Raw genomic sequence first — 26,239 nt, 5'->3', positions numbered from 1 at the left:
ATCTTCTCCATTACCTGGATCTTCTCCATTACCTGGATCTTCTCCATTACCTGGGTCTTCAGTATTCACTGTTCCAACAAGTTCTTTTGTGTCACGAACACGAATACGTTTACCATCAGAGAATGTACTTGTAATCCCCACTGCTTCAAGAGTGTCACCAACTTTTAGGGTAGGAACAGCTCCAGTTTTTTCTACAATATAACCATCGGTGAATACTAATATATCCCCACTGCCATCGTTTATTACATATGAATTTGCATCATATTTAGAAACAACTTTACCTGTCACTTTTACTAATTGACCTTGATTTGCTTCTTTTGATGCATCTGATGTGGTCATGTCAGTTGGTGAAAGCGGATCTCCCTCACCAATTTTAATTACGTCCATATCAAAGCTACCGAATTCTAATTCAAGATCTCCTTCAAACATTTTGATTTTTCCGTAAACACGTACTTTATCTCCCAGTTTTAGAGCATCTGCATTCGGAATCTCTTTATATGCAAAAATACCACCTGTTTCATCCTGAATATAAAATGCGTCAAAGAATGTATCTGTATCACTTGTAACAGTACCTTCCACTACAACAGAAGTATTAGTAGGTAGCTCACGTGCTTTGCCTATATCTGAAATAACTGTGCCTCTATCAGCTAACCAATTAATAGCATTTATAGCAAATTCATCATTACCTACGGCATCATAGCCTTCATCAAGTTGCTTATCATTTAAGATATTCATACCAGCGACCAAAATTTGTCCTTCTCCAATTATTTCAGTTGCGATTGCAGGTATTGCTGAGCCCCCTTCATTATCGGAGACCTTGTCGTAAATATAAGCTTCTGTTTCTTTAGCAAAGTTCTGATATGTTGTTTCATTTCCAAACGCAATTACTGAAACAGTATCGCTATTTACTAATGGTTCTTTACCTAATTTGTGAAGACTTGTACCACTATAGTAGTTAATAAATGATACACGGTCAGTTAAATAATTATCTACTAGACCAGGGTGTAATTGAACAGCATGCTTCATACTAGAAGGTGTACTCCAGAAGTTGCCATCCTCACTATCGTCAAAAATTCCATCATTGCTTATCTGGATTGTTGAACCCATTAGTTCTAGTAAGTCATTATTGGATGTAACATATTTATTGTTATAATTACTTTTTCCTAGGAGGAACAATGACCCTCCATTTTTAACGAATTCGGAAACAGCTTGATTTTCTGCCTCAGTTAAGTCTTTAGTATTTTGTTGAGTTAATACTAATACCTTTACATCATTTAGTATTTCACTAGACAACGGTAGAGTATTTTCTTTTACTGTGTAGCCTTCATTTTGTATTTTCTTTGTAAATAACTTCATACTGTCTTTGTATGAAGAACTTGGATCAGTTGTTGTGTTATCATTACCGTGAGCAGCATCAATTAGAACAGTTAATCCTAATTGTTGTTTTACTACAACATCACGCTCAAATTTATTATCGGAAGTGCTGTCTGTCTCAACAGTATTGATAACCGCAATTAAAGTATGGTCTCCAGCTGTAGGACTTTCCCAAACAACTGAAGCAGTTTGAACAGTCTTTGATTTTAAATCTGTGATCGTATCAGTTCCTATTAAGTTCTCTGGTTTTACTTCGTCTACATAGAATGAAACATCCAATGTGCCGATGTCTTCAGTTCCAAGGTTTGTGATACCTGATTCAATTGTTGCAGGGTTTCCACTAATGATTGAATCTCCTACAACTCCAAGACCACTTACTTTCACATCATAAGGAACCTCCTTAGACCAAATCGGAGCTGAGTAAATTCTCTCTCCATCCTTCTGTGTCACCTTAATAACAAACCATTGTTGTCCAGTAACATCTATAGAAGGGTTCCATTCAAAGGTCGTTGTGTTCGGTTCATAAGTATCAATTACTTTTTTACCATTTGAAATTAGTTCGACCTTCGCTACTCTATCATCTGAAACGTATCCATCTTTTAAGTAATTGTATTTTGAATCTGCCTTACTCTCCGCTACTGGGTCCTTACCTTTTACAGTAAATTGAAGTGTTTCTCCTTCAACTGTTGAACCCATATATCGTCCGTTAGCTAAAAAGTCTAATTCTGCGTTAGGGTCTTCAGACATATATACTCTTAAATTTCTCATTGAGTGTAATAACGAAGCCTCTGTAAGATTCTCTGAAACAATAACTGTACGTATGTTTGTTTCACCCCATGTAGCATCATGGTTATCTTCACCATATGTCGGGGCAATCTTCCAACCCAAATCTAGAGCGGATAAATACGTATCCTCTTGGTTGTCATATGCATAGTGTCCAGAACCGTTACCTACCTCTAACATTGTGAACAATTTATCAATTTGTGCATCATAAGGCATAAAGTGGTTGAAAGCACCTTCAGGCCAACCAGGATGGTTAAATTGTGCAACTAAATCATCGTAGGATAAAATCCAAGCATAATAGTTTGCTAGTGTTTGATACTTACCGCCAGCCTGCTTACGATCGATAAAGTTCTCTGTTCCAAATACGTTTGAATGCCCCCATGTAGTAGAAGTCATTTCGAAAGCCGGGAATACAACAAACTCACCATTTTTTGTATATTGATCTGAAACTGACTTTGTTAAAGCCCATTCATCTCCCCCAGTTCTTTCTGGGTTACCATTGCGGTCTACAGTATCTTTATCTACTAATTCTGGATCGATATCATGTGTATGATCAGAGAACGCAAAGAAATCATAATTATACTTCTTTGCCGCTTCAACTGCCTCTACTGGGCTACCAGAACCATCATGAGAAATATTTGTATGATTATGAGTTGTACCACGGTAGTGTCCACCACCAGTGAAGACTGGTACTACCTCAAAGGCCCATGAATGAATGCTCTCATTTCCTTTTAAGTCTTTTACTTTTACCTTAACTGAGTGAGTACCAATCTTAAGGTCCTCCGAAAGGACAACTTTTACTTGATCATTTTCATACGTAACATCACTTGTAATATCTAAATTGTCAAGTTCTACTGTAATACTTGATTCATCAATACCACTATCATCAGTTACATATACTGCAATCTCTGGTCGAACATTTTCTACTTTCGATCCATTCATAGGAGTTTCAGCAATGATTGTTGGTCCTACATCATCAACTAGTACTAATACTTCTAGAGGTGCTTCTGCAGAACCTACATAAGCATTACCATCCTCTGCAGATACGGCTTCCACATAATATTCAAAGCCACCTTGTGGTACATCTGCAGTAGCTAAAACTGCACTATATTCATCGTTATTACCTTTTGTTAATCCCAATTTTGTATAAACAGATGTATCTTTTGCACGGTAATAAACGTTTACCTCTTCTGCATTTTTTGCAGTTGCAGTAAATGTGACATCATTACCTTTATACACTTGCTTTAAAGCTTCGTGATTTAAAGATAAAGGATTCGTTTCTACAAAATCACTAGCCACTCTTGGATTCACTTGATATCCTGAAGTGTAAGGAGACTTGCTGACATACTGGCCAACTACTCCTGTAACAATATAGAATTGACCTTGTTTTAACACATCAACCGGCACAATACCTGTAGATGATTCAACACGTAGTGTGATTAGTGCTTTCTCATCTTCGGATGCAAACGTTACATTATAACCACTTCCTGCAGTCGAAGTTGGAATATTTGTTGCTTTCCCAACAAATGAGACAAGACTACCTTCCAAATTTTCTGCGGTTTCAAAAGTTGTTAATTCTTCTATAGTGGTTTCTGTTGGAACAGGAACCTCAGATGTACCAATTACATCTATAGTGTCATAATTAATTTGTGTTAAACCATTAAACTGGTCAACCTTACCAACAACCTTTACTTTATCTCCAAGTTTAATAGAATCTTGTGTTGTACTTGATTTACGAAGTACCACCCCAAATCCGTTATCTTGTATGTAAAGACTGTCTGCACTTGAACTATTTAACTTTGCAGTTACAACACCTTGTAAAATAACGTCCTTGCCTTTTAAAGTTGCGTTCCCGCTGGAATCAACTTTTCTAACTTCTTCAATCGTTTTTTCAACTGGGCCATTTGAAGGTGGTGGTGTTTCTCCGCCTTCACTGGATGAATTTTGCGGTGTAGGCGCTTCCACTTTAAAGTCTACACTATTATCATCTGTGTCGACATTTGGATTGATGCGCTGTGCACTTGTTGAGTTTGTTAGGGCTGGTGTTGCTGCTGTTTCATATTCATTTGCTGAACCAAATCCTACAAAATCAACTACATTTTCATCTGTTTGACCAGAAATAGTTTCTTTTGACTGGACTAATGCCACTTTTCCGTTTGTTCCCGCCATCCCAATCGTACCAACTGCATCAGGTGTTGGAAGGTCTAATGTGCCTCCGGTTCCTTGTGCCTGTTGAATCAGGTAGTATCCTTTAGGTTTAATCTCACCAGATAAATCTGTCTTATTAGTTGAAAACTTGCCAGTTGATGAAGCATATTGAACAGTCCAACCGTCTAAACTAATGGCTTGATTAGTAGGGTTATAAAGTTCAATAAAGTCGTTCTTATACTCTGCCCCACTGTTTCCACCTCCACCATATACTTCGCTTATAACAATATGCGTAGTACCTACTTCAACTACCGTTGAAGAGTTTTGTGGTTGAGGTGCATCTACAAAAAAGTCTACACTGTTATTGTCTGTGTCGACATTTGGGTTGATGCGTTGTGCACTTGTTGAATTTGTTAGCGCTGGTGTTGCTGCTGTTTCATATTCATTTGCTGAACCAAATCCTACAAAGTCAACTACATTTTCATCTGTTTGACCAGAAATAGTTTCTTTTGACTGGACTAATGCTACTTTTCCGTTTGTTCCAGCCATCCCAATAGTACCAACTGCATCAGGTGTAGGAAGATCTAATGTGCCTCCACTTCCTTGTGCCTGTTGAATCAGGTAGTATCCATTAGGTTTAATTTCTCCTGACAATTCAGTCTTATTAGAAGAAAACTTGCCAGTTGATGAAGCATATTGAACAGTCCAACCTTCTAAACTAATGGCTTGATTAGTAGGGTTATAGAGTTCGATAAAATCATTCTTATACTCTGCCCCATTGTTTCCTCCACCACCATATACTTCACTAATAACAATATGGTCTGCAGTGGTTTCTTCGGCATGTGCTTTTGGTACAGCAGCATATGGTGCAATTGTACCTATTAGTAGCAAACTTGCCAAAATGCTTGTTATCATTTTCTTAGCTTTTCGTTTTTTTAGAAAATCCACCTTTTGCCTCTCCCCTCCATTGTTTAGGTTAAATGTCCTACATTATTACTATATTGCTAAAATCTTCTTATTTCTACAAAAATATGTAATATCTCTTAATTTTTTTCATTATTCTAGTAAATTTGTAGAGCATTTGTAATATTTTTATATTAGACTAGGTTATGAGCATATTTTATTGATAATAAATAAGTAGCTATTCCATTAAAGGAGCGCAGTCATGAAAAAAATTACTATCACTCTTGTGGTTATCTTACTATCATTGATAGGATCTACAAACCTAGTTTTCGCACACCCCTATAGTGCAGGTTACACTACTTTGTACCTAGTTAATCAAAATGTAGAGTTAGTTTATTCAATTGATATAGAGAGCCTTGAAGAACTAGTTCATGATCTTCATGAAGAGGAAGCACCGTTAAAAGATATTCTAGATGATTATAAGCCTCAGATTGATGAATTGATTCAAAAGAATCTACTAGTGTACATCGATAACTCCACAGTTGATATGGAACTAAAAGAAATAAAACTTGATCAGATACAAGATACACGTGTTGTCACAACAATCTATCAGCTACCAGTCATTGAAAATGGACAGTCCTTTAAATTGGATGACCAATTTTATTCCAAAACAAAAGATACAAATTATGTAAACTTTTTAACTGTGAAACAACCTGAGCAATCTACGAAAATAGCATTAGAAGGTGAGAATCGTGAATGGCTAGCATTAGTTGATGGGCTAGAAGAAGGAACAGAGTCATCGATTGAAGACCTGACTCCTGTAAAAGAAACATCTGACTTTTGGTCATTTTTCAAACTCGGCATGCATCATATTATTACTGGTTATGACCATCTACTATTTTTACTTGCTTTGGTAATACGTCCTCAACGAGTTCGTGACTTAGTCGCTATCATAACTGCGTTTACTGTTGGTCATAGTTTGACCATTGCTTTAGGAACATTTGATATTGTTACCCTTCCTTCACGTTTTGTAGAAATAGTCATTGCATTATCGATTTGCTATGTAGCTATTGAAAATATCTTTAGGAAAGAAATAAAATACCGTTGGTTAGTAACAGTTCTCTTTGGACTAATTCATGGTTTAGGTTTTTCTGGACTGCTAAAAGAGTCATTGGGTTCTAAAACGCAGATTGCAGTTGAATTGTTTGCATTTAATATCGGGATTGAAGTTATTCAATTATTACTAGCTTTTATTGTCATTCCACTTATGATATTTGCATATAAAAAGCTGGATAGTAAAAAAGTTGTTATCCCTGTATCACTTATCGTTACCGTAATGGGTGGTTTTTGGTTTCTACAACGCTTAATAGGATTTTAGTAAAAAATAGAGCTTGGCATTAGATTGCCAGGCTCTATTTAGTCTTTATAATAATTTTATTCTTCTAACTAATTCCCCTATATGGCTCTCATCCGCCCAAAGTACAAAATACTGATACGTTGCTCCCCCAATTTGAACTGGCACAGGATATCTAACAATTAGAGCAGCCTGACGGTTCATTTCCGGTGGTTGGTCTGCAGACGGAAATATATAACATGCTTCTTGGTTTTGAATAAACGTTCTTTGTATTCTTGGATTTGTGCCATATGGCATCAACTTATGGAAAGCTTCATTTCTACAAATCTCTTCAATATTTTCTCCCCCACTAATTGCAGAGATCTGAAAGAATCCATCGAAGCCTTCGTACCTTTCTTCTTCTATCCTTTGCCAATGTGCTGGATAGTAAAAGCTAACTTTATATGTTTGGTTTGTATATATTTTCCTCGATAAGCGATTTCGCGGTGATGACCACATGAGTGAAAAAAGTTGAGGTTCTCTCAAAAGTAAGATTGGTCTTGGATTTTGAAGAGTAACAGCCCACATTTCTTTTGCAAATTCCTGTTCTTTACATCCTGATAAAAAGGCTATTGCCCTTCCATCTGGTGACCATGTTACTGGAGTTGAAAAACATGAAGATGTGGTTAGTACTTTTTCTTGCCCTCCCCGTTTACCTACTACTCTTATTTCATTGTAATAGCCCTGTTGGTCAGAATATGACGTTGCACTAAACACAATCCGTCCTGAATTTGGAGACCATGTTGGATGGTAATTTTTCGCAAGGCTTCCCCCATCTATTTCAAACAACGCACCAGTAGAAAGTTCGACAGTGCGGATAAGCGAAATACTTGCTCCAGGTGTTGTATACAGTGCAAAGGTTCCGTCTGGAGATAACCTAACATTGTTTAATGGCCCTTCATTATTTGATGTTATCTGTCTTTTTCCACTACCGTTTACTCCAATTCGATAAAGTTGTTGTACCCCAGCCTCATCTGCTCCTTGATAAAGAATTTCACGTCCACTCGGAAACCACTGAACATCTCCTCCCTGTTCAGAAATTACTCTAAATTTATGAGACTGTACATCGTACAAATATATTTGATTTCTAGTTGTATAGGCCAAATCCCTATTGGTAGGTGACCAGTCTAAAGTTGTTGATTCATCTGTTTCTATTTGATCGATTGCTGCAATTCCACCGATCGCTAAGTAGATAATATATACGATCCCATTTCTTCCTACAAAAGCAATTTTACTATTATCAGCCGACCAAACAGGTATTGAAAACGAGTCACCCAAACCGTTTGTAAGCTGAATGGATCTACCAGTTCTCACATTATATAACCAGATATCATAATTGCCGCCTCTTGTTGAGTTAAAGGCTATATAGCTGGTTGCTTGACTAGTAGTAGCCAAAGACATCACCCTCCATCTATTATAAATAGTCTTTGGGCTATACTATTCGTTAATTAATGGGAGGTTCTATATTACAGGCTCAGATAATGATTATTGTTTATAAAAATAAATATGGGAAACTCCGTTTTACTTGAGTTTCCCCTCCTGTTTTACAAAAAACTTTAATCATGTATCAGTTTAGTTTCTGTTGAAAACAATCTTCGCATATGAAACTTCCTTCATTTTTTAAGAATGCTTTTATTTCAGTCATCCCTTTACGTTTTGGAAAGCGCATTTTTATAAAAACAATCTCGTCACCCTTAATTTCTTTTCCACATTTTGTACACTTAGGCTCTTCTCCAAACACTTATACCACCCCAATTATTGTTTATACTCTTACTACGAATGAGTTTCATAAAAGTTCCTTTTAGCTGGAACTCAAATGCTAATTGTGAATTCTGAGAGACATAACTTCCATTAGTTTTTGTCGTCTCAAATACAAATTGTGATAATTAGTAACTCCTTTATATTTTGTTTTGTAATTTCATAACTTTAGGTTTCAACAATCACGAATCAATCAATTACATTTTTAATAGCTTTGGTAAGTGCACTATTAAACTCTATATCACATCCAAAAAAATCAACGGTTTATTTTGATGATGAGGGAGAGTGTTTTACACTTATTTAAAGCGTGGCTGCAAAGAAGAGCTTTGAAAGTCTGTACAATTTTACTACTTATTGCCTATAACTTATTTGTGATAGTTTGTCCTCTTTTGAATAATATTTATTAATATGAGACTTTGAGTTGCTCATGTCATTACTTTTTTGAGGACCACCACAAAGGTAAAAGGAGGTAAAAAGTATGAATACATCTTTCTCAACTAGTAAGCTATTAAGATATGTTGTTGGCTATGTTTTTATCGTTTCAGGTTGCTTACTTTTTTTTAGCCGTGAGCTCGGTCAGGTTTTTATGAATCTACCTTTTCCGGCTCCCACTTATCTGATGTATGCGGTAGCGATTGCTGAAGTTATATGCGGGATATTAATAATCGCTAATAAAGAGGTGAAGAAAGCAACCATTCCACTTTTAATCATAATTGTCGGTGCGCTTCTTTTTACAAAGGTTCCTATTCTTCACACTGGTTTTCTACAATTCGCTTTTTCTGCAAGATTAGATATTGTTATGCTGGTATTATTATATATTTTATACAAATCCCACCATAAATGATTGAAGAAATATCCAATTTTGGATTAACCAAGCAGATTGCACACGCAATCTGTTTATTTTTTTGGAAATTATATACAAGTAAACACTTTCATTAGAATAATAATTCCTATATATCAAAATAGTACTTAAAGTCTGACTTTTCATTAATTTGACATTATGAAACTATTTAAATTATTATATCAATATATTAAAGAGGAGGTTTACTTATGTCAGACTTTAATAGACAGAAAATTGTGGACAGTGTTCCTCAAAAAGGATTCTTTGGACATCCTAAAGGACTTCTTACACTGTTTTTCACTGAGTTCTGGGAAAGATTCTCTTATTATGGAATGAGAGCAATTCTTGTATTCTATATGTATTATGAAGTATCTAAGGGTGGATTAGGGTTAGAAGAGCATACAGCCCTTGCAATCATGTCTATTTATGGATCGCTTGTATATATGTCTGGGATTATCGGTGGTTGGCTAGCTGACCGTATTTTTGGAACATCAAAAGCGGTTTTCTATGGTGGAATTCTTATTATGCTTGGTCATATTGCCCTTGCAATTCCAGGTAACATTAGTTTGTTCTTTGTGTCGATGGTTCTTATCGTCCTTGGAACAGGTTTATTAAAACCTAATGTATCAAGCGTTGTAGGAGAAATTTATAGCGAAAATGATTCTCGTCGTGATGCTGGTTTCAGTATCTTTTATATGGGTATCAACCTTGGCGGATTCTTATCACCTCTAATCGTTGGAGAAGTAGGAATGAAGCATAGCTTCCACTGGGGCTTTGCTATAGCTGCTATTGGTATGTTCCTAGGTCTCGTTATGTTTGTATTAACTAAGAAAAAGAATCTTGGTCTTGCTGGTACAATTGTTCCAAACCCGCTTGCACCAAGTGAAAAGAAAAAAGTTTATACTCGAATTGGATTAGGAGTAGTTGTAATTGCTATTTTAATTGCTATTTCAATTCCTGCTGGTATTCTTACATTTGATTCATTCATTGCACTTATTGGTATTCTTGGTTTCTTAATTCCAACAGCTTATTTTGTAACAATGTATCGTAGTCCAAAGACTACAGACGTTGAACGTTCAAGAATCTTAGCGTATATTCCTTTATTTTTAGCAGCTGTTATGTTCTGGTCCATTCAGGAGCAAGGTTCTACGATTCTTGCAAACTATGCAGATAAGCGTACTCAATTGAATTTTGCAGGGTTTGAGATTTCACCTGCTTGGTTCCAATCTCTAAACCCATTGTTCATTATCTTTTTAGCACCAGTTTTTGCTTGGTTATGGGTTAAGCTTGGAAACCGTCAGCCTTCTGTACCTAAAAAGTTTTCACTAGCATTATTATTTGCTGGACTATCATTCTTAGTGATTCTATTACCAGCTTATTTTGGTGGTTCAGATTCATTAGTAAGTCCATTATGGCTTGTGTTAAGTTACTTTATTGTTGTTCTTGGTGAGTTGCTAATCTCTCCAGTTGGTCTATCCGCTACTACAAAGCTTGCACCTGCTGCATTCACTGCCCAAATGATGAGCTTGTGGATGTTATCAAATGCGGCTGCCCAAGCGTTAAATGCACAACTCGTTAAATTCTATACACCTGAAACAGAAATGACTTACTTTGGAGTCATTGGAGGAGCATCAATTGTACTAGGGATTATCCTTTTCCTTGTATCACCAAAGATTAAGACCTTTATGAAGGGTATTAATTAATATAGTAGAAGAGCCTATCCGATTGGACAGGCTCTTTTTCATACTTATAGGTTTTCGAAAAACAAACGTACCACATCTGCTCCACCAATGAATAATCCTAACGTAGTACCTAAATTTGATAGAACAATAATCAATAGGATACGGGTTACTTTATTACTCCAGAAACCTTTTACACTGTATACATCAGTAGAAAGATTTTCGAAATCACTGACACTTGGTCTTTTTAGGAACGCTTGTACAAATCCTGCTATCCACCCTGCGGCTATAAGGGGATGCATGACACCAATTGGAGCTGCAATAAATGCTGTAACAATTGTTAATGGATGCCCCATCGCTATGGCAGCTCCAATGGCCGAAAATGATCCAGTCCAAAGAACTAAGCTTAAGGTTTGTTGTAGACCTGCCTCCGGATTTGATAAAAATGTAAAAACGATGATTGCTACAATTAGTATTGGTATAGCCCAGCCAATAATTTTAGGAGCCTTTGACTTAGGTGGAAGCTGTGTTAATTTCTTCAAATCATGTTCTCTTTTAATTTCTTCTTTTATCCCCGGTACATGTGCAGCTCCAAGAACAGCAACAATCTTTTCACCAGGTGCTTGTTTAATTTTTTGAGCCAAATATTGATCTCTTTCATCAATCAAGGGCGTTTTTAGTTTGGGAAAACTCGTTGAAAATTCATTAAGCATTGAATTTAACATGTCTTGAGTTTTCATTTTTTCTAGTTCTTCTTCTGTAATACTTTCATTACTGAAAATACTATAGATAATCGACATAAGCAATTTCATTTTCCCAGAGAATCCAACAGCATGCCAGATTCGGGAAAAAGTCGTTTGGATATTACGGTCAGCTAATACTAAATTAGCTCCAACCTCTTTAGCCGACTCAATACCCTGGATCATCTCTTGTCCTGCATTAATTCCAAGTTGGTTCGCCATTCTTTTTTGGAAAGAAGAAATTGCCAGGTTCATCAAAAGCAATGTTGCCTTGTTCTCCTTTATCACCTTGAAAATATCCATTTCTTTCCATTTATTTCCATCCATAATTGACTTGTATCTTTGTTCATCTAATTCGACACAAACTGAATCTGGCTGTTCAGCCTCTATTACTTCCTTTACTTGTTCTGCACTATGTTTAGATACATGGGCAGTACCAATCAATATGTATTCCTTACCATCTAAATGTATCCTAGTTATATTTTCCTCAGACATAAACTACCTTCCTTATAGCAAATTACTTACATAATTCTTTAATCTATATTTTACCCTACAACACTCTACATTTAAATGTTTTTCACTCCTATATGAATTTACATCTTTAATAGTAAGTTTTCTTGCATTACATTAAAAAGGACCGGATTCTCATATTAAAGAATCCGATCCCCATTTTATCCCTTTTTACCCCGGGAAGGATTTGTCATCATTAGCTAATGAACCAGAAGGGTTATCCTCATGTTTATAATCATTTACCCAATAATCAGCGTTCTTGATTCCTAGCTTTTCTGGATTAAAGACTGGGTCAAGCCCTGCCTTACGCTGTTGTTCGTAGTCCTTCAGAGCAACTAACGCAGGTTTTGCAAGAATTAGAATGGCTATTACGTTCAGCCATACCATTAAGCCTAAACCGATATCACCGAATGCCCATGCAAGTTTCGCTTCGTTAACAGTTCCGTAAGTCATCGACCCTAAGAGAACTATTTTTAAAATAAACATAGCAACTTTACTATTCCTACCCCTTACTAAATAGGCGATATTTGTTTCAGCCATATAGTAGTATGCCATGATTGTTGTGAAAGCAAAGAAGAATAATGCAACTGCTGTAAATCCAGCACCGAAACCAGGTAGAGCTGTTTCAACAGCAGCTTGAGTATATGCAGGACCAGCCTCAACTGTAATACCTATATTATCAACAATTAACGTTTTTTCATCTTGGTGAACATTATACATACCTGTAAATAAAATCATAAATGCTGTTGCCGAACAAACTAATAAAGTATCAATATATACAGCTGATGCTTGAACTAAACCTTGTTTTGCAGGGTGAGATACCTCTGCCGCAGCAGCTGCATGTGGACCTGTACCTTGACCAGCTTCATTTGAATAAATTCCACGTTTTACTCCCCATGCGATTGCCATACCAACAATACCACCAAAGGCTTGCTCAGCACCAAAAGCACTCTTGAATATTAATGAAATAACTTCAGGTAGTTCAGTAATATTCATAATGATAATCACAACTGCCATTAAAATATAGCCTAAAGCCATAAATGGAACAACATACTGAGCAACTGACGCAATTCTCTTAATCCCACCAAAAATAATCGCACCAATTAACACTACTAAAATAGCAGCAGTTACCCATTTATTAATACCAAATGCGTTATCTAATCCTGCAGCAATGGAATTTGATTGGATACCTGGCATCAAGAATGCCATTGCTAAAAGAGCCGCAATCGCAAATGTGATACCATACCATCTCCATCCAATTCCTTTTTCAATGAAATAAGCTGGTCCCCCACGATATTGGCCATCTTGCTTCACTTTATAGATTTGAGCCAATGTTGACTCAATAAACGAAGTTGCTGCTCCAATAAATGCAATTGCCCACATCCAGAACACTGCACCAGGGCCGCCAAAGGCAATCGCTGTTGCTGTACCTGCGATATTACCTGTACCAACGCGTCCAGATAATGAAACAGCTAGAGCTTGGAAAGAAGAAACTCCTGCTTCAGAACTTTTCCCTTTAAACATAAGTGTTGTCATATCTTTGATGTGTCTTACTTGTAAAAAGCGAGTTAAGATTGAAAATAAAAGTCCAACGGCTAACATACCATAGATCATTACCGGGCTCCAAAGGATCCCATTCAACCAATCTGCAAAAGCTTGCAAAACCATTCCCCCTTTTTATAATTTTACAAATATTCAACATATTATGAATTATAGTTTATTTACCTATATAAGACAACTCTTTTTGTTCACTGTTTAGAGGTATATTATGTTTCCTTTCTGCATATCTACCTAATCAAAATTTATAAAAGGGACTAACTCTACCACTATTACTTACTATTTATTTCCTCTGCGGCAACTGTTTGGTATTCCTTAAAGAATGAGCTGCAAAAAGTATCCCACTCACTAGCAGCTTCCATAGAAGCTTCATTTACCTCACCTAAAACTGGACGTTGAAGTAAATCCTCCAATTGTACTGAGTAACGATCTATGGTTTCTGGATTTGCACCATCTAATATTCCTGCCACAAATTCTTGAGGAGAGTACCAATCTTCTACTCTCTGAATATCTCTATATATTTGAGTTAAGAGTAAATTACGTGGACCTTCCCACTGTTCATTTACAACCACATCTCTGAAAATACGTGGTAAAGATGAGAACTCCTCCATTACGCCATGTCCAGCGAATACAGACATTGCCTCATTTAGTACTCTTACCCCTTCTTGTGTTGTACTAATTTTTTGTAAAAGGATAAGTTCACGGAGGTTGAATAACCTTCTCCTGAGTTCCATTGGTGCATCAGTATTTATTCCCGGGTTAAGCGGCCTTTCCAGTTGCAGGAATTCATTATAGATCTTAAATGCGCCAGCAGTTGTTCTTTCTGCTGCATCTTTGATTTGTTTCAGTTTACTAGCTGCAAGTGGATACTCATTTACATTTTTACCGAACACTTTTCGGAACTCTCCATATGCTTGAGCTTCTCTTGATGCTCGAAGCATAAATCCGGCACAGGCAATTCCTATTTCAAGACGTGACAGTGTAAGAACAATTCCAACTGCAACGGCAATTCCTTTATCCTTAGGTCCAACTGGATATGCAACAGCACCATTGTATTGTATTTCTCCTGTTGGTACTTCTGCTGTTCCGAGTTTCCATTTTATGCGGTTAATTTGATAGCTATTCCTTTTTTCTTTCTCTTTATCTCCTGGTAACCAGGAAGGAACGATAAAGGCTGACACTTTTTTTGATCCAGAAATCTTAGCCGTAACAACTGAGTAATCAGCATGTGCAACCGAGCAGAAAAATTTGTTTCCATAGAGTCGATAGAACTTCCCGTCAGGTACTGCTTCTAGTAAGTTTGCTGGTAAATCAGATCCGCCTTGAATTTCAGTCATAAACTGGGCCCCAATCCCAAAGTCACCATTAATCCCATCCTTCGTATGCTCTAAAATTTCCGCTAACTCTGGAAACTCGGGATCATTATATTGGTCAATTAATGCGATTAAGCCATGTGTACATGTCAATGGACAGGTTACTCCTGCTTCTCCAATTTGGTGAGTTAGTAGTCGTTTCACAAAGCTTTCCCAAGGATGAATCAAACTCGAAAATAGTCCCTCTCCAAAAACTTCTTTTTCGAGTTCATGTAATTCTGCAGGCCTAACGATCTGATCAATTCTATGATTAAAAGCATCATAATGAAGCACATAAGGACGAACCTCAGGTCTAGCATTCATATCTGCTAAACGGCTCCACTTAAAAGAAACCCTGGGAGAAAAGTCTAGAATTTTAGTATGGACTTGCTCATATTCTGTACCAGAGTACTTTTTTACCACCTTCTGTAAAAATGCGTCATCCCGATACCAATCAAAACTTTGACGTTTTTCAATAAATTCATCAAAAGAATACGAGTTTTTACCTCTTGTTTCAGATTCTTGGGAAGCTAGGGTCATGACATCTCACTCCTCTTTTTGATTGACAAGTTATAATATTCAGAATTATTATAAATCTAAGTGAACGTTAACGTCAACTTGGAGGAATGAACACATGAAAGAGGATCGCTTATTTTCGATTAGTGAGTTAGCTACAATGTTTGATATCAGCTCAAGAACCATCCGATATTACGAAGAAATTGGTATGTTAACATCTGAAACGCGAGGTAGCCTTACACAGCATCGAACCTATACAAATGAAGAGCGGAGACGCTTAAAGATGATTCTTCGTGGAAAAAAATTAGGTTTCAGTCTACAGGAAATCAAGGAAATGATTGAGCTGTATGAATCTAATCCTGAAGGAGAGGAGGAAAAAAAGAAGATCATTTCATTTGCGGATAAAAAACTAGAAGAAATCAATGACCAAATGACACAACTACAGATATTACGTGATGAGATACTAGCTTATAAAGAAAAGTATATGGATTCTACTAAGTAAAGGAGAGGGAAAAATGGTTCCTACCCCCGGTGCTTAAACCTCTATACTCCTGGGGGTAGACACTTATATAAGTCACTATAATATGGTACTAAGAAGAATTATGCCCTTTAAGTAAATTAAACTTTACTTTAAGCTTTTAATTTTGGCTATTAATTCTTTTTTTAATATGTTAGCTTTTACAAGATTGTTATCTGGATGTGGGATAACTGTTTCTTTATCTATTTCTAGTATACTCACCATTGGGGTGAGAGATGTGTAAGGTAATGACGATGAGCATATACACTTTAGTGGCTTTTTGAACCAGATATTTCATCCTGAATCTTTTTATTATTTACACTTATTTCAAATCTCTTTGCTGAACCATTTGCTTTTATCATAAGGTGAGTATAAACCATACCAACTAGTATAAGAGTCAACTTGATACACTATATTACTGGATTGCTCTCTAACCATTACTACAGCTCTGGTGGGAGTTGCGTTCCAGCTTGAAGCTGCCCCTATTAAAGCATTGTAATTATAACTATTCATATTTTGGGTCATCACAGTCATCGTAGGTGATTCATATCCATATAAATAACGCGTCCAAGCTTCCGTTTTAGGTGAAGATAGAAACAACACTGAAATAAAAACTATAAATGTTAACAGTCCTTTTTGCTTATAAAATTTGACAGTATTTTTTTCACAATAACCCCCATTTTGATCTTTTTTAATATTTTCTAGTTGATACTTAAAAAAATTTTTTATACTCCCGAATACGCCATAAACCCACCATCAACCGGTACGGTAACTCCAGTCACAAACCCAGACATATTATCATCTACCAACCATAATAATGTTCCTAATAAATCCTCCGGTTTACCAAAGCGTCTCATAGGCGTGTGTGTAATGATCTTATTTGATCGTTCTGTTAAAGAACCGTCTTCATTAATAAGTAATTTCTTATTTTGCTCTGTTAAGAAGAATCCTGGTGCAATTGCATTTACACGTAACCCGGCATCTGCAAAATGAACGGCTAGCCATTGTGTTAGATTTTCAATTCCCGCTTTTGCTGCACTATAGGCAGGAACCTTTGTCATTGGCGATGGTGCGCTCATCGATGACATATTAATTACCACAGACCCTTTTCGGTTAACCATATCCTTCGCAAACACTTGCGTCGGAATCAGTGTCCCCAATATATTTAAATCAAACACAAAACCGAAGCCTTCTCTTGTTAAGTCAAAGAATGTTTGAATGCTGCTGTCCTCAAGGTCTTCTAGTTGGAACGTTTCCTTTGTTGTTATTCCTTTTGGATGATTTCCTCCCGCACCGTTAATTAAAATATCACAAACTCCGAATCTCTCAAGTACTGCTTCTCTTGCTTCCTTTACACTCTCTTGGTTTAATACATCACAAGAGATGGCTATTGTTTCCCCACCAGCATCGATAATATCTGTTTCTACTTCTTTCCCTTTTTCGAGGTTTCTATTTAAAACTGCAACCTTAACACCTTGTCTTCCCAGCTCTCTTGCCATAGCTCCACAAAGTACGCCACTTCCACCTGTAATGACTGCAACTTTACCTTTAAGGTTACGATTTATTTCTAGCATGTAGACTCCTCCTTCAAGCGTACAAATGTATCCCATATTCCCCAAAGATACATAATTCCAAGTCCCCGGTCATATAGTCCATATCCGGGACGACACTCTTCATCCCAAATATGTCTACCATGGTCAGGTCTTGCATACCCTGTAAAGCCAATATCATGATAAGCCTTTACTACCTCATGAATATCAACCGAACCATCACATGTACGATGAGAGGTTTCAATGAAATCTCCATTTTCAAAGCGCTTCAAATTTCGGATATGCGCAAAATGTATTCGGCCACCAAACTCTCGAATCATACCAGGCAAATCATTAGCAGGATTTGCTCCTAATGACCCCGTACAAAACGTAAGCCCATTATATGGATTATCTACTAAACTCAAAAATCTTCTAAGATTTTCGCGGTTTGTTATGAGTCGCGGTAACCCAAACACTGGCCATGGTGGATCATCAGGATGAATGGCCATTTTGATATCATTCTCTTCGCAAACAGGAATAATCTCTTCAAGAAAATACCTCAGATTGATCCATAAATCCTCGTTAGATACATTCTTATATGCTTCAAACAATTCTGATAGGCGCTGTAAACGTTCAGGCTCCCACCCCGGTAATGTAAACTCCTTATTTTCTAAGAAACTACTGACCAAATTGTCCGGTGTTATATTTTCAATCTTCGCTTTCTCATAAAATAAAGCTGTAGACCCGTCACCTAATTCCTTAAATAAATCACTGCGGATCCAATCGAACACAGGCATAAAATTATAGCAAATTACCTTTACTCCAACTTTTGCTAGATTCTTAATTGTTTCCTTATAATTTTCAATATATTGATTTCTTGTTGGAAGACCTAGTTTTATATCTTCATGGATATTAACACTCTCTACAACATCAATCGTGAATCTGTATTGATCGGCAGTCTTTTTCATTTCAAGTATCTTTTCAAGCGGCCATTTTTCACCTGGTGCCATCTCGTGAAGAGCCCAGACAATTCCTTCTACCCCTGGAATTTGTTTAATATAGGAGAGAGGTACGGTGTCATTTCCTTCACCAAACCATCTGAAAACCATTTTCATAGTGTTCAACAATCCCTTCCTTACGATTGTGTATCACTTGTCTACATTGAAGATGAATTTTGTTTGCGTATGATATTTTTCGCCTTCATCTATGGTTATTGACGGAAAATGCGGGTGATGAATCGCATCCGGTAAGCCTTGTGTTTCTAGGCATATCCCTAAATATTTACGAGCTTTTTGACCTTGGATCGAAAAGTCACCTTGTAATGAGTTACTTGAGTAAACTACGACAGATACTTCATCCGTTTCTACCTTTACTGTTCTACCACTCTCACTATCTGTTAAAAGGATTTCTTTATCTCCTTGTAGTAAGAATGGATGATCATAACCTTCACCAACAAGTTTGTTTTGCTGATGGGAGGAAGTAACCCCATCTCTTATTTGTCTGCCAGTACGAAAATCAAAAGGTGTATTTTCAACTTCTAGATAGTTTCCTGTAGGTAGGAACTCTTCGTCGAGTTCAAGGAACTGAGAGCTGTTCATGCGTAGTGTATGATCTAGAACATCTCTCTTCACATCACCACTAAGATTAAAATAAGAATGGTTAGTTACGTTCAAAATTGTTTTTTGATCTGTTGTTCCCTCATACGTAATGAGTACCTCATTTTCGTTATTCAGTGTATAACGGACAATCATATCCACATTACCTGGGAATCCTAATTCCCCATCAGGACTTCTGTATGAAAACTCCACTCCAACTAAATGATCTTCTTCAATCATAGCTGCATCCCATACGACATTGCTAAAGCTGTTAGGACCACTGTGCAGTGTATTTCCGTTTTCATTTTTTACTAGATTGTATTCTTTACCATCAAGCTCAAAGGATGCCCCGTTAATTCGGCCCGCTACTCGCCCTACTACGCAACCAAAGTATGGGGAATGATTGATATAATCCCCTATAGAATCAAATCCCAGCACAACGTTTTCTACTGTTCCATTTTTGTCAGGGACCATCACTTTTGTAATGGTGCAGCCGTACGTGATTGCACTTACTTCCATTCCATTGTCATTAACTAATGTAAAAGAAGCTACACTCTTATTATCTATTTTTCCAAACTCTTCTTCATAGATTCTCATTATCTACACCTCTTCTGTAAAATAAAAGGCGAGCCCAACCTATTGCATTGGCACTCGCCGTACTTCGTTTTAGAAGAACTTACATTTTCCCCTCATATGAAACCCAATCAAAATATGCTGGTGTCTGGCTATCCTGCCCATTGCCTGTTGCATACATCCCAATACAAACTCCAGTAAATGTAGTTGCGTAACCACCATTTAATTCAGGTGCTAGATACTTTGCAGGTGCCTGGGCAACCTCTGTCCACTCTTGACCTTCACTAGCATATTTAAACGAATAAGTTTCACTATCAGCTTGGATTGCCAAACGAACTGTGCCCTTTGCCACTTCAATACGGGCAACTTCTTCAGTATTCCCTTGAATTGTTTGAGCAGCAACAACATATCGCTTCCCATCAACCTGTTTAACACCAATTTCATAATGTGCCTTTTCAGCTAATCTAGCCGATAAACCAGCCTCTTCTCCATCAGTTTCCGGATTGAATTCTAGTAGTGTACTAAACTCCATTTCCAAATGCTGTTGTGGCTTACAAATGAATGCAGGTGTTGCTACATCGTTTAGAGTAAACTCATTTCCGAGTAATCGAAGCCAACCTTTGCGTTCTGTTAACGAATATGCATCAACAGGATTTGTTCGTAAGAAAAACCAAGATGTATCTAAATTCTCTGTGTCAAAATCTTCGTTAGTTACGGCCGTATCAACTATATTCGATTCACCAAGAAGTGCATCTGTCTCCATTATGATGTTCACATTACCTTCATTATTGTCTATCATCGGCCAGCCATCTTCTGTCCATGTAACAGGCGCTAAGAAAGTTTCTCTTCCCAAATGTCCGTATTCACTATTTACCATTCGAACACCTAGGAATACCGCCCACCAGTTACCATTTTTATCTTCAACTAAATCTGCATGTCCAATATTTTGGAGGAAGTGATTCGGTAACTTGTTATGAGTCAGTATCGGGTGATCTAATAACTCAAACGGACCATAAGGATTATCACCTTTTCCGATAATTGCTCGGTGATCGTCAGCAGTTCCACCACACGCTGTTAACATATAATACGTACCATTGATATTGTATAAGTGTGGAGCTTCTGTCCAAACACCTCCATCACCATTAAAAACAACAACAGGCTCTGTTAGCGCCTCTCCTGTTTCAGGATTAATTTCATATTGAATGATATGAGACCCTAATCCTTCACCGTTTTGGATTGTAACATATACTTTTCCATCAACATCAAACATTAACGATGGATCAATATTGCCATAAGGTATTTTTATAGGGTCAGACCAAGGACCCCTTGGATCCTTGGCAGTTACGTAAAAGTTTCCGTTGCCCATAACATCTGTCGTAATCATATAAAAAGTACCATCATGGTAACGAAGGGTTGGCGCATAGATACCTTGAGAACTATTTGCTTTTGATAGGTTTACCTGACTTTCTCTAGTTAGCACACTACCAATTTGTGTCCAATTAACTAAGTCCTTACTATGGAAGATTGGAACAGCTGGAAAATATTCAAATGAACTTGTTACTAGGTAAAAATCATCTTCTCCTACTTTTACTATACTCGGATCAGGATAAAAGCCTTGGATTACTGGATTTGCGAATTTTGTCATGGTAACCTCCTGTTATTTACGGAAAGCAGCTAAGCCTTCGTTAAGTTCTTTTGTTTGGCTGTAAATTGTTTTATATAGAGAGAATAATTCTTTATATTTCTCAACATTTTCAGGAATTGGCTCATATGTTTTAACAATTTGTGAAAAGACCTCTGAGCAATCATTTAATGATTCATACCAGCCACAACCGTATGCAGCTAACATCGCTGCACCAATACCAGGGCCTTGTTCGCTTGAAAGCTTGTGAATTTTTGCATTAAAGATGTCCGCTTGAATTTGAAGCCATGTTTCATTCTTTGCCCCACCACCAATGGAGATGATTGAATCAACTGTCTTTCCACTTTCTCTAAAAATCTCAATTGATTCATTTAACGAGAATGTAATACCTTCAATTACGGCTCTTGCAAAGTGTATTCTTTTATGAGATGCATCCATTCCAATGAAGCTACCTCTAATTAGGGCATCTGCATGTGGTGTTCTTTCACCAACGATGTATGGAGTGAATAGTAATCCATCTGCTCCAATCGATACATCTTCTAAACCATTTAGCATTTCATTGAAATCTTCGTTTGCAGCAAAGGTATCCTTGAACCAGCTTAAGCTATATCCTGCAGCCAGAGTTACACCCATTGTATAGAACGCATTTTCTTTACCATGGTTGAAGTAGTGAACCTTTCCTTGGAAGTCACGGTCTTTGCTTTCTTCATAAGAAAGTACAACTCCTGATGTACCGATACTGCAAAGTGTGTTACCTTCCGATAGAATTCCTGAGCCAATCGCGCCACAAGCATTATCCGCTCCACCTGCAAATACCTTCGTAGCTTCTGAAAGTCCAGTTTGACTTGCTACTTCAGAAGTAATTGTTCCAACGAATTCATGCGATTCCACTAGTGGAGGACAAATTGATGGGTTTACACCAACTGCTTCACAGATGTCGGTGCTCCACTTTTTCTCAGCAACATCAAGTAGCAATGTACCTGCAGCATCTGAGTAATCCATATGAAGCTTTCCAGTTAAGCGGTAACGTAGATAATCTTTAGGTAATAAGAATGTTGTAGCTTTTCTAAAGATACTTGGCTCATTTTCTTTCACCCAAAGAATCTTAGGTAAAGTAAAGCCTTCAAGAGCAGGGTTTTTCGATATTGCAAGAAGCTTTTCTTCGCCAACTAACTCATAGATATCTTTACATTGTTTTGTTGTACGTACATCATTCCAAAGAATAGAATTGCGTAGAACCTCGTTGTTTTCATCTAACAATACAAGTCCATGCATTTGTCCTGAGAAACTAATACCCTCAATATCTTCAATTGAACCATCAAATGCTTTAACTAATTCCTGAAGTGCTAGAGTTGTCTTTTCTACCCATTCTTCCGGGTTTTGTTCACTATATCCTGATTTTTCTTGGATTAATGGATAGGACTTGGAAACTTCCTGACACACTTCACCTTGTTGATTAATTAGTAAAACTTTTACCGCACTAGTACCTAAATCAACACCGATTACATATTTCATATTTAATCACCCTGTATTATGGATTTATTTGTCTATAAAAAATGTGCTGGAATATCAGTATCCCAGCACATTTTGGTTTTTTAGAAAACTCGGCGATTGCCAAGCCTTTAGGCGACAGCAGAGCCGTAGTTGCACTTATGCAGTAGGAAAGAATTTTATACTTTCCTATCTGCCAAAAAAGTCAGTTGTAGTGATTAGCGTACTGGTACAACTTGAGCTTCTAATAAATATTGGTTTAAGATTGCTTTTAAACGCTCTTGGCGACCAGACTTGTTTGTGATTTCGCCTAATGATAAAGCATGTTGCTCTAATTTATGGAAATCAGTTGTACCTTGAACGATTTCAAGACCGATTCCTTTTGTATAGCTGTCATAACGATCAGCGATGAAGTCTTCTAATACGCGATCTACTAAAAGACGGTGTGCAACTTTTAATCCGATTGCGAAGCTGTCCATACCAGCGATATGTGCATGGAATAAATCTTCCGGATCAAATGAACCTCTTCTTACTTTTGCGTCAAAGTTAAGTCCTCCTGAACCTAATCCGTCGTTAAGAAGGATTTCATACATTGCTAGAGTAGTAGAATATAAATCTGTTGGGAATTCATCTGTATCCCAGCCGATTAATGTATCACCTTGGTTAGCATCTACAGAACCTAACATACCGTTGATACGAGCTGTTCTTAATTCATGCTCAAACGTATGACCTGCAAGTGTAGCATGGTTAGCTTCAATGTTAAACTTGAAGTGATCTGTTAAATCATATTTTTGTAGGAAAGCAAGACCAGTTGCTACGTCAAAATCGTATTGGTGTTTAGTTGGTTCTTGTGGTTTTGGTTCAATTAGGAATTGAGCGTCAAAGCCGATTTCCTTCGCATAATCAACTGCCATATGGAAGAAACGAGCTAAGTTATCCATTTCTAATTTCATATCAGTATTTAGTAGTGTTTCGTACCCTTCACGTCCACCCCAGAATACATAGTTTTCTGCACCAAGTTCTTTACCGATTTCTAATTGCTTTTTAACTTTTGCAGCAGCATAAGCGAATACATCAGCATTTGGTGAAGTTGCTGCACCGTGTACCCAACGTGGGTTTGTGAAATTGTTTGCAGTGTTCCAAAGTAGTTTTGTTTTGCTTGTCTTCATGTATTCTTTGATCATTGCAACAATTTCGTCTAGGTTTTTGTAAGTTTCAGCTAATGAGTTTCCTTCTGGAGCGATGTCTACATCATGGAAACAGAAGTAAGGAACATTTAACTTTTCAAAGAATTCAAATGCTGCTTCAACACGAGCTTTTGCAAGATCCATTCCTGAAAGGTGATTATATGGACGAAGCATTGTACCCGCACCGAATGGGTCAGTTCCATCAGCTGTGAATGTATGCCAGTAAGCAACACCAAAACGCAGGATTTCTTCCATTGTTTTACCGCCGATTACTTCTTCTGGATTATAATGTTTGAAAGAGAAAGGATTTTTTGAGCTTGCACCTTCAAATTTAATGTGGTTTACATTTTGAAAATAAGCCATTTACTATTCCTCCTAATGTGTGTGTATGTTATGATTGAGTAATTTTTGACAACGCTTTCAAATTAACTATTAATCTAAGAACTTTTTGTCCTTTTATAACTCTGCGTTATCTCACTCAATTAGTTGGTGAACTAATTTATCTAGAGTATATCACCGCTATCTTCGTTTGTCTATTGAATAAACAAAGTTTTTAACTTAAAAAACTTTAGTTTTTACTGTACTTTTTTTAGCTAGGCTTTTCCTGGTTTTCCTCTAATAAATAGGTTTGTCTATTCAGTAAACTAAGTTATAATAGTAATAGATAGTATTAAGTAGGAGCGAAAAATATGAAACTTACCTATAACCAACAGATCATCAAACGTAATAATAAAACGTTAGTCTTCCAGATTATTAAAGACCAAGCTCCTCTATCTCGGGCAGATATTGCGCAACGATTAGGTTTAAACAAGTCTACTGTTTCATCTCTTGTAAATGAATTACTTGAAGACGACTTAGTGTACGAAACTGGTCCAGGAGAATCCAGCGGCGGAAGACGTCCTGTTTTATTACTCTTTAATCAGCATGCCGGTTATACAATTGGAATTGATATCGGAGTTAACTATATATTAGGAGTTTTGACCGACCTGCAAGGTAATATCGTAAATGAAAAAAATGTGTATCATACTCAAATTGAATTCAATTCAATCGTGAATCTAGTTAAGGAAACTATTTCTTCCTTATTAAAAAATGCTCCCGAAAGTAGATATGGTGTAGTTGGAATTGGTATCGGTGTGCCTGGAATTGTTGATAAAGAAGGTAAAGTTTTATTTGCACCAAATCTGTGATGGGAAGATGTTTTTATTAAGAAAGAGATTGAAGATTATTTTGACATTCCAGTTATTGTTGAAAATGAGGCTAATGCTGGTGCTTATGGCGAAAAGCAATTCGGTGCTGGCCAAGAGATTGATAATATCCTTTACGTAAGTGCTGGAATAGGAATTGGTGTTGGGCTTATCTTAAACGGTGAACTATACAAAGGTAATGGTGGTTTCTCTGGTGAAGCCGGCCATATGTTAATTGATATTGGTGGCAGGAAATGTAGTTGTGGCCGTGAAGGATGTTGGGAAGCCTATGCATCAGAGCATGCGTTATTGAAAATGGCTAAGCAGTTAGACCATATCGATCTTACTTTGGAAAGCTTAATTAGCTTAGCCAATCAAGGAAATGAAGAAATTATTGCGCTTTTTAAACAGGTAGGGACCTATATCGGTTACGGTATCTCAAATCTTGTAAACAGCTTCAATCCAGAGCAGGTGATCATTGGAAACCGAATGTCAGTTGCAAAACATTGGTTGAAAGCCCCTATTGAGGAAGCAATTTCACAACATGCGTTATCTTTTCATCGGGAAAGCCTTGAGATTACTTTTTCTAAACGTTCTATTTATTCAGCAGCACTCGGTGTATCCGCGTTTGCAGTTGAGCAATTTTTTACTGAAGAGCAATTATTGGAGCAGGTGTAACCTGGGGAGGAGGATCTCCCCAGGTTTTTAATGTGTTGTAGGCTCACGATTGGGTTCGGGAAACTTGGTGCGAAGTATTTGGGTTTATTTTGGCTAAAAAATCGTATTTTCTTGCTAAAAATCGTATTTCTGAATTAAAAATCGTATTTCCCTGCTAAAAATCGTAAATCCAAATTAAAAACCATAAATTGAAATTAAGAATCGTAAACAGGAAAATGCTACTCATTTTTACCGAATCACTTTTGAGGGGTACACGGTTTGGTTTGCATTGAGGCGTACGGCCGGTTTG

The 26,239-nt window shown here is 37.1% G+C and carries 17 protein-coding genes and 1 pseudogene; 5 read left to right on the top strand and 13 right to left on the bottom strand.

Annotated elements, in window-relative coordinates:
• A partial coding sequence (locus AB3M96_RS08090; protein WP_412967075.1) for a CehA/McbA family metallohydrolase occupies positions 1–5,253 on the bottom strand: 5,253 nt, incomplete at its 3' end.
• A 217-nt stretch (positions 5,254–5,470) separates the two neighbouring features.
• On the opposite strand from AB3M96_RS08090, the gene AB3M96_RS08085 reads away from it, so the two are divergent.
• On the top strand, positions 5,471–6,586 hold the full coding sequence (locus AB3M96_RS08085; protein WP_412967074.1) for a HupE/UreJ family protein: 1,116 nt from the start codon (positions 5,471–5,473) through the stop codon (positions 6,584–6,586).
• 45 nt (positions 6,587–6,631) lie between these two features.
• Here AB3M96_RS08085 and AB3M96_RS08080 read toward each other — a convergent pair whose 3' ends face one another.
• Positions 6,632–8,002 carry a TolB family protein gene (locus AB3M96_RS08080; protein ID WP_412967073.1) on the bottom strand — a complete coding sequence of 457 codons (1,371 nt, stop codon included), beginning with the start codon at positions 8,000–8,002 and terminating at the stop codon, positions 6,632–6,634.
• Positions 8,003–8,168: 166 nt separating this feature from the next.
• Positions 8,169–8,342 carry a Fe3+ hydroxamate ABC transporter substrate-binding protein gene (locus AB3M96_RS08075; RefSeq protein ID WP_412967072.1) on the bottom strand — a complete coding sequence of 58 codons (174 nt, stop codon included), beginning with the start codon at positions 8,340–8,342 and terminating at the stop codon, positions 8,169–8,171.
• 495 nt (positions 8,343–8,837) lie between these two features.
• Here AB3M96_RS08075 and AB3M96_RS08070 point away from each other — a divergent pair, with 495 nt between their 5' ends.
• Complete coding sequence (locus AB3M96_RS08070; RefSeq protein ID WP_412967071.1) at positions 8,838–9,203, top strand: DoxX family membrane protein; 366 nt, start codon at positions 8,838–8,840, stop codon at positions 9,201–9,203.
• Between the two features lie 206 nt (positions 9,204–9,409).
• Positions 9,410–10,903: a peptide MFS transporter gene (locus tag AB3M96_RS08065; RefSeq protein WP_412967070.1), complete on the top strand. Its 1,494-nt coding sequence runs from the start codon at positions 9,410–9,412 to the stop codon at positions 10,901–10,903.
• A 44-nt stretch (positions 10,904–10,947) separates the two neighbouring features.
• On the opposite strand, the gene AB3M96_RS08060 is transcribed toward AB3M96_RS08065, so the two are convergent.
• The 3 genes from AB3M96_RS08060 to AB3M96_RS08050 form a co-directional block, all read right to left on the bottom strand.
• Positions 10,948–12,114 (bottom strand): TraB/GumN family protein, encoded by a 1,167-nt coding sequence (locus tag AB3M96_RS08060; protein WP_412967069.1) that lies wholly within the window; start codon positions 12,112–12,114, stop codon positions 10,948–10,950.
• A 186-nt stretch (positions 12,115–12,300) separates the two neighbouring features.
• The gene (locus AB3M96_RS08055) at positions 12,301–13,797 is read right to left on the bottom strand and encodes an alanine/glycine:cation symporter family protein (protein WP_412967068.1); all 1,497 of its coding nucleotides are present in this window, start codon (positions 13,795–13,797) and stop codon (positions 12,301–12,303) included.
• Between the two features lie 161 nt (positions 13,798–13,958).
• Positions 13,959–15,578 (bottom strand): acyl-CoA dehydrogenase family protein, encoded by a 1,620-nt coding sequence (locus AB3M96_RS08050; RefSeq protein WP_412967067.1) that lies wholly within the window; start codon positions 15,576–15,578, stop codon positions 13,959–13,961.
• A 94-nt stretch (positions 15,579–15,672) separates the two neighbouring features.
• Here AB3M96_RS08050 and AB3M96_RS08045 point away from each other — a divergent pair, with 94 nt between their 5' ends.
• The gene (locus AB3M96_RS08045) at positions 15,673–16,056 is read left to right on the top strand and encodes a MerR family DNA-binding protein (RefSeq protein ID WP_412967066.1); all 384 of its coding nucleotides are present in this window, start codon (positions 15,673–15,675) and stop codon (positions 16,054–16,056) included.
• 342 nt (positions 16,057–16,398) lie between these two features.
• Here the strand turns inward: AB3M96_RS08045 and AB3M96_RS08040 are convergent, their stop codons facing one another.
• The 7 genes from AB3M96_RS08040 to xylA form a co-directional block, all read right to left on the bottom strand.
• Complete coding sequence (locus tag AB3M96_RS08040) at positions 16,399–16,674, bottom strand: hypothetical protein (RefSeq protein ID WP_412967065.1); 276 nt, start codon at positions 16,672–16,674, stop codon at positions 16,399–16,401.
• Positions 16,675–16,796: 122 nt separating this feature from the next.
• On the bottom strand, positions 16,797–17,645 hold the full coding sequence (locus AB3M96_RS08035; protein WP_412967064.1) for an SDR family oxidoreductase: 849 nt from the start codon (positions 17,643–17,645) through the stop codon (positions 16,797–16,799).
• Complete coding sequence (gene uxuA, locus AB3M96_RS08030; protein WP_412967157.1) at positions 17,639–18,715, bottom strand: mannonate dehydratase; 1,077 nt, start codon at positions 18,713–18,715, stop codon at positions 17,639–17,641. The genes AB3M96_RS08035 and uxuA overlap by 7 nt, the downstream gene beginning before the upstream one ends.
• A 33-nt stretch (positions 18,716–18,748) precedes the next feature.
• Positions 18,749–19,792, bottom strand: coding sequence for an aldose epimerase family protein (locus tag AB3M96_RS08025; protein WP_412967063.1), 1,044 nt, complete (start codon positions 19,790–19,792; stop codon positions 18,749–18,751).
• Positions 19,793–19,871: 79 nt separating this feature from the next.
• Complete coding sequence (locus AB3M96_RS08020; RefSeq protein WP_412967062.1) at positions 19,872–21,413, bottom strand: glycoside hydrolase family 43 protein; 1,542 nt, start codon at positions 21,411–21,413, stop codon at positions 19,872–19,874.
• Between the two features lie 12 nt (positions 21,414–21,425).
• Positions 21,426–22,925: a xylulokinase gene (gene xylB, locus AB3M96_RS08015; RefSeq protein ID WP_412967061.1), complete on the bottom strand. Its 1,500-nt coding sequence runs from the start codon at positions 22,923–22,925 to the stop codon at positions 21,426–21,428.
• Between the two features lie 194 nt (positions 22,926–23,119).
• Positions 23,120–24,451, bottom strand: coding sequence for a xylose isomerase (xylA, locus tag AB3M96_RS08010; RefSeq protein ID WP_412967060.1), 1,332 nt, complete (start codon positions 24,449–24,451; stop codon positions 23,120–23,122).
• Positions 24,452–24,777: 326 nt separating this feature from the next.
• Between xylA and AB3M96_RS08005 the strand changes: the two are divergent.
• A pseudogene (locus AB3M96_RS08005) lies at positions 24,778–25,950 on the top strand (ROK family protein).
• Positions 25,951–26,239 lie beyond the last annotated feature (289 nt).

Source organism: Ferdinandcohnia jepli (assembly GCF_047246645.1).
In the GTDB taxonomy this organism is placed as follows: Bacteria; Bacillota; Bacilli; order Bacillales; family Bacillaceae_L; genus Ferdinandcohnia.
This window is presented reverse-complemented; position numbering and strand designations above follow the sequence as displayed.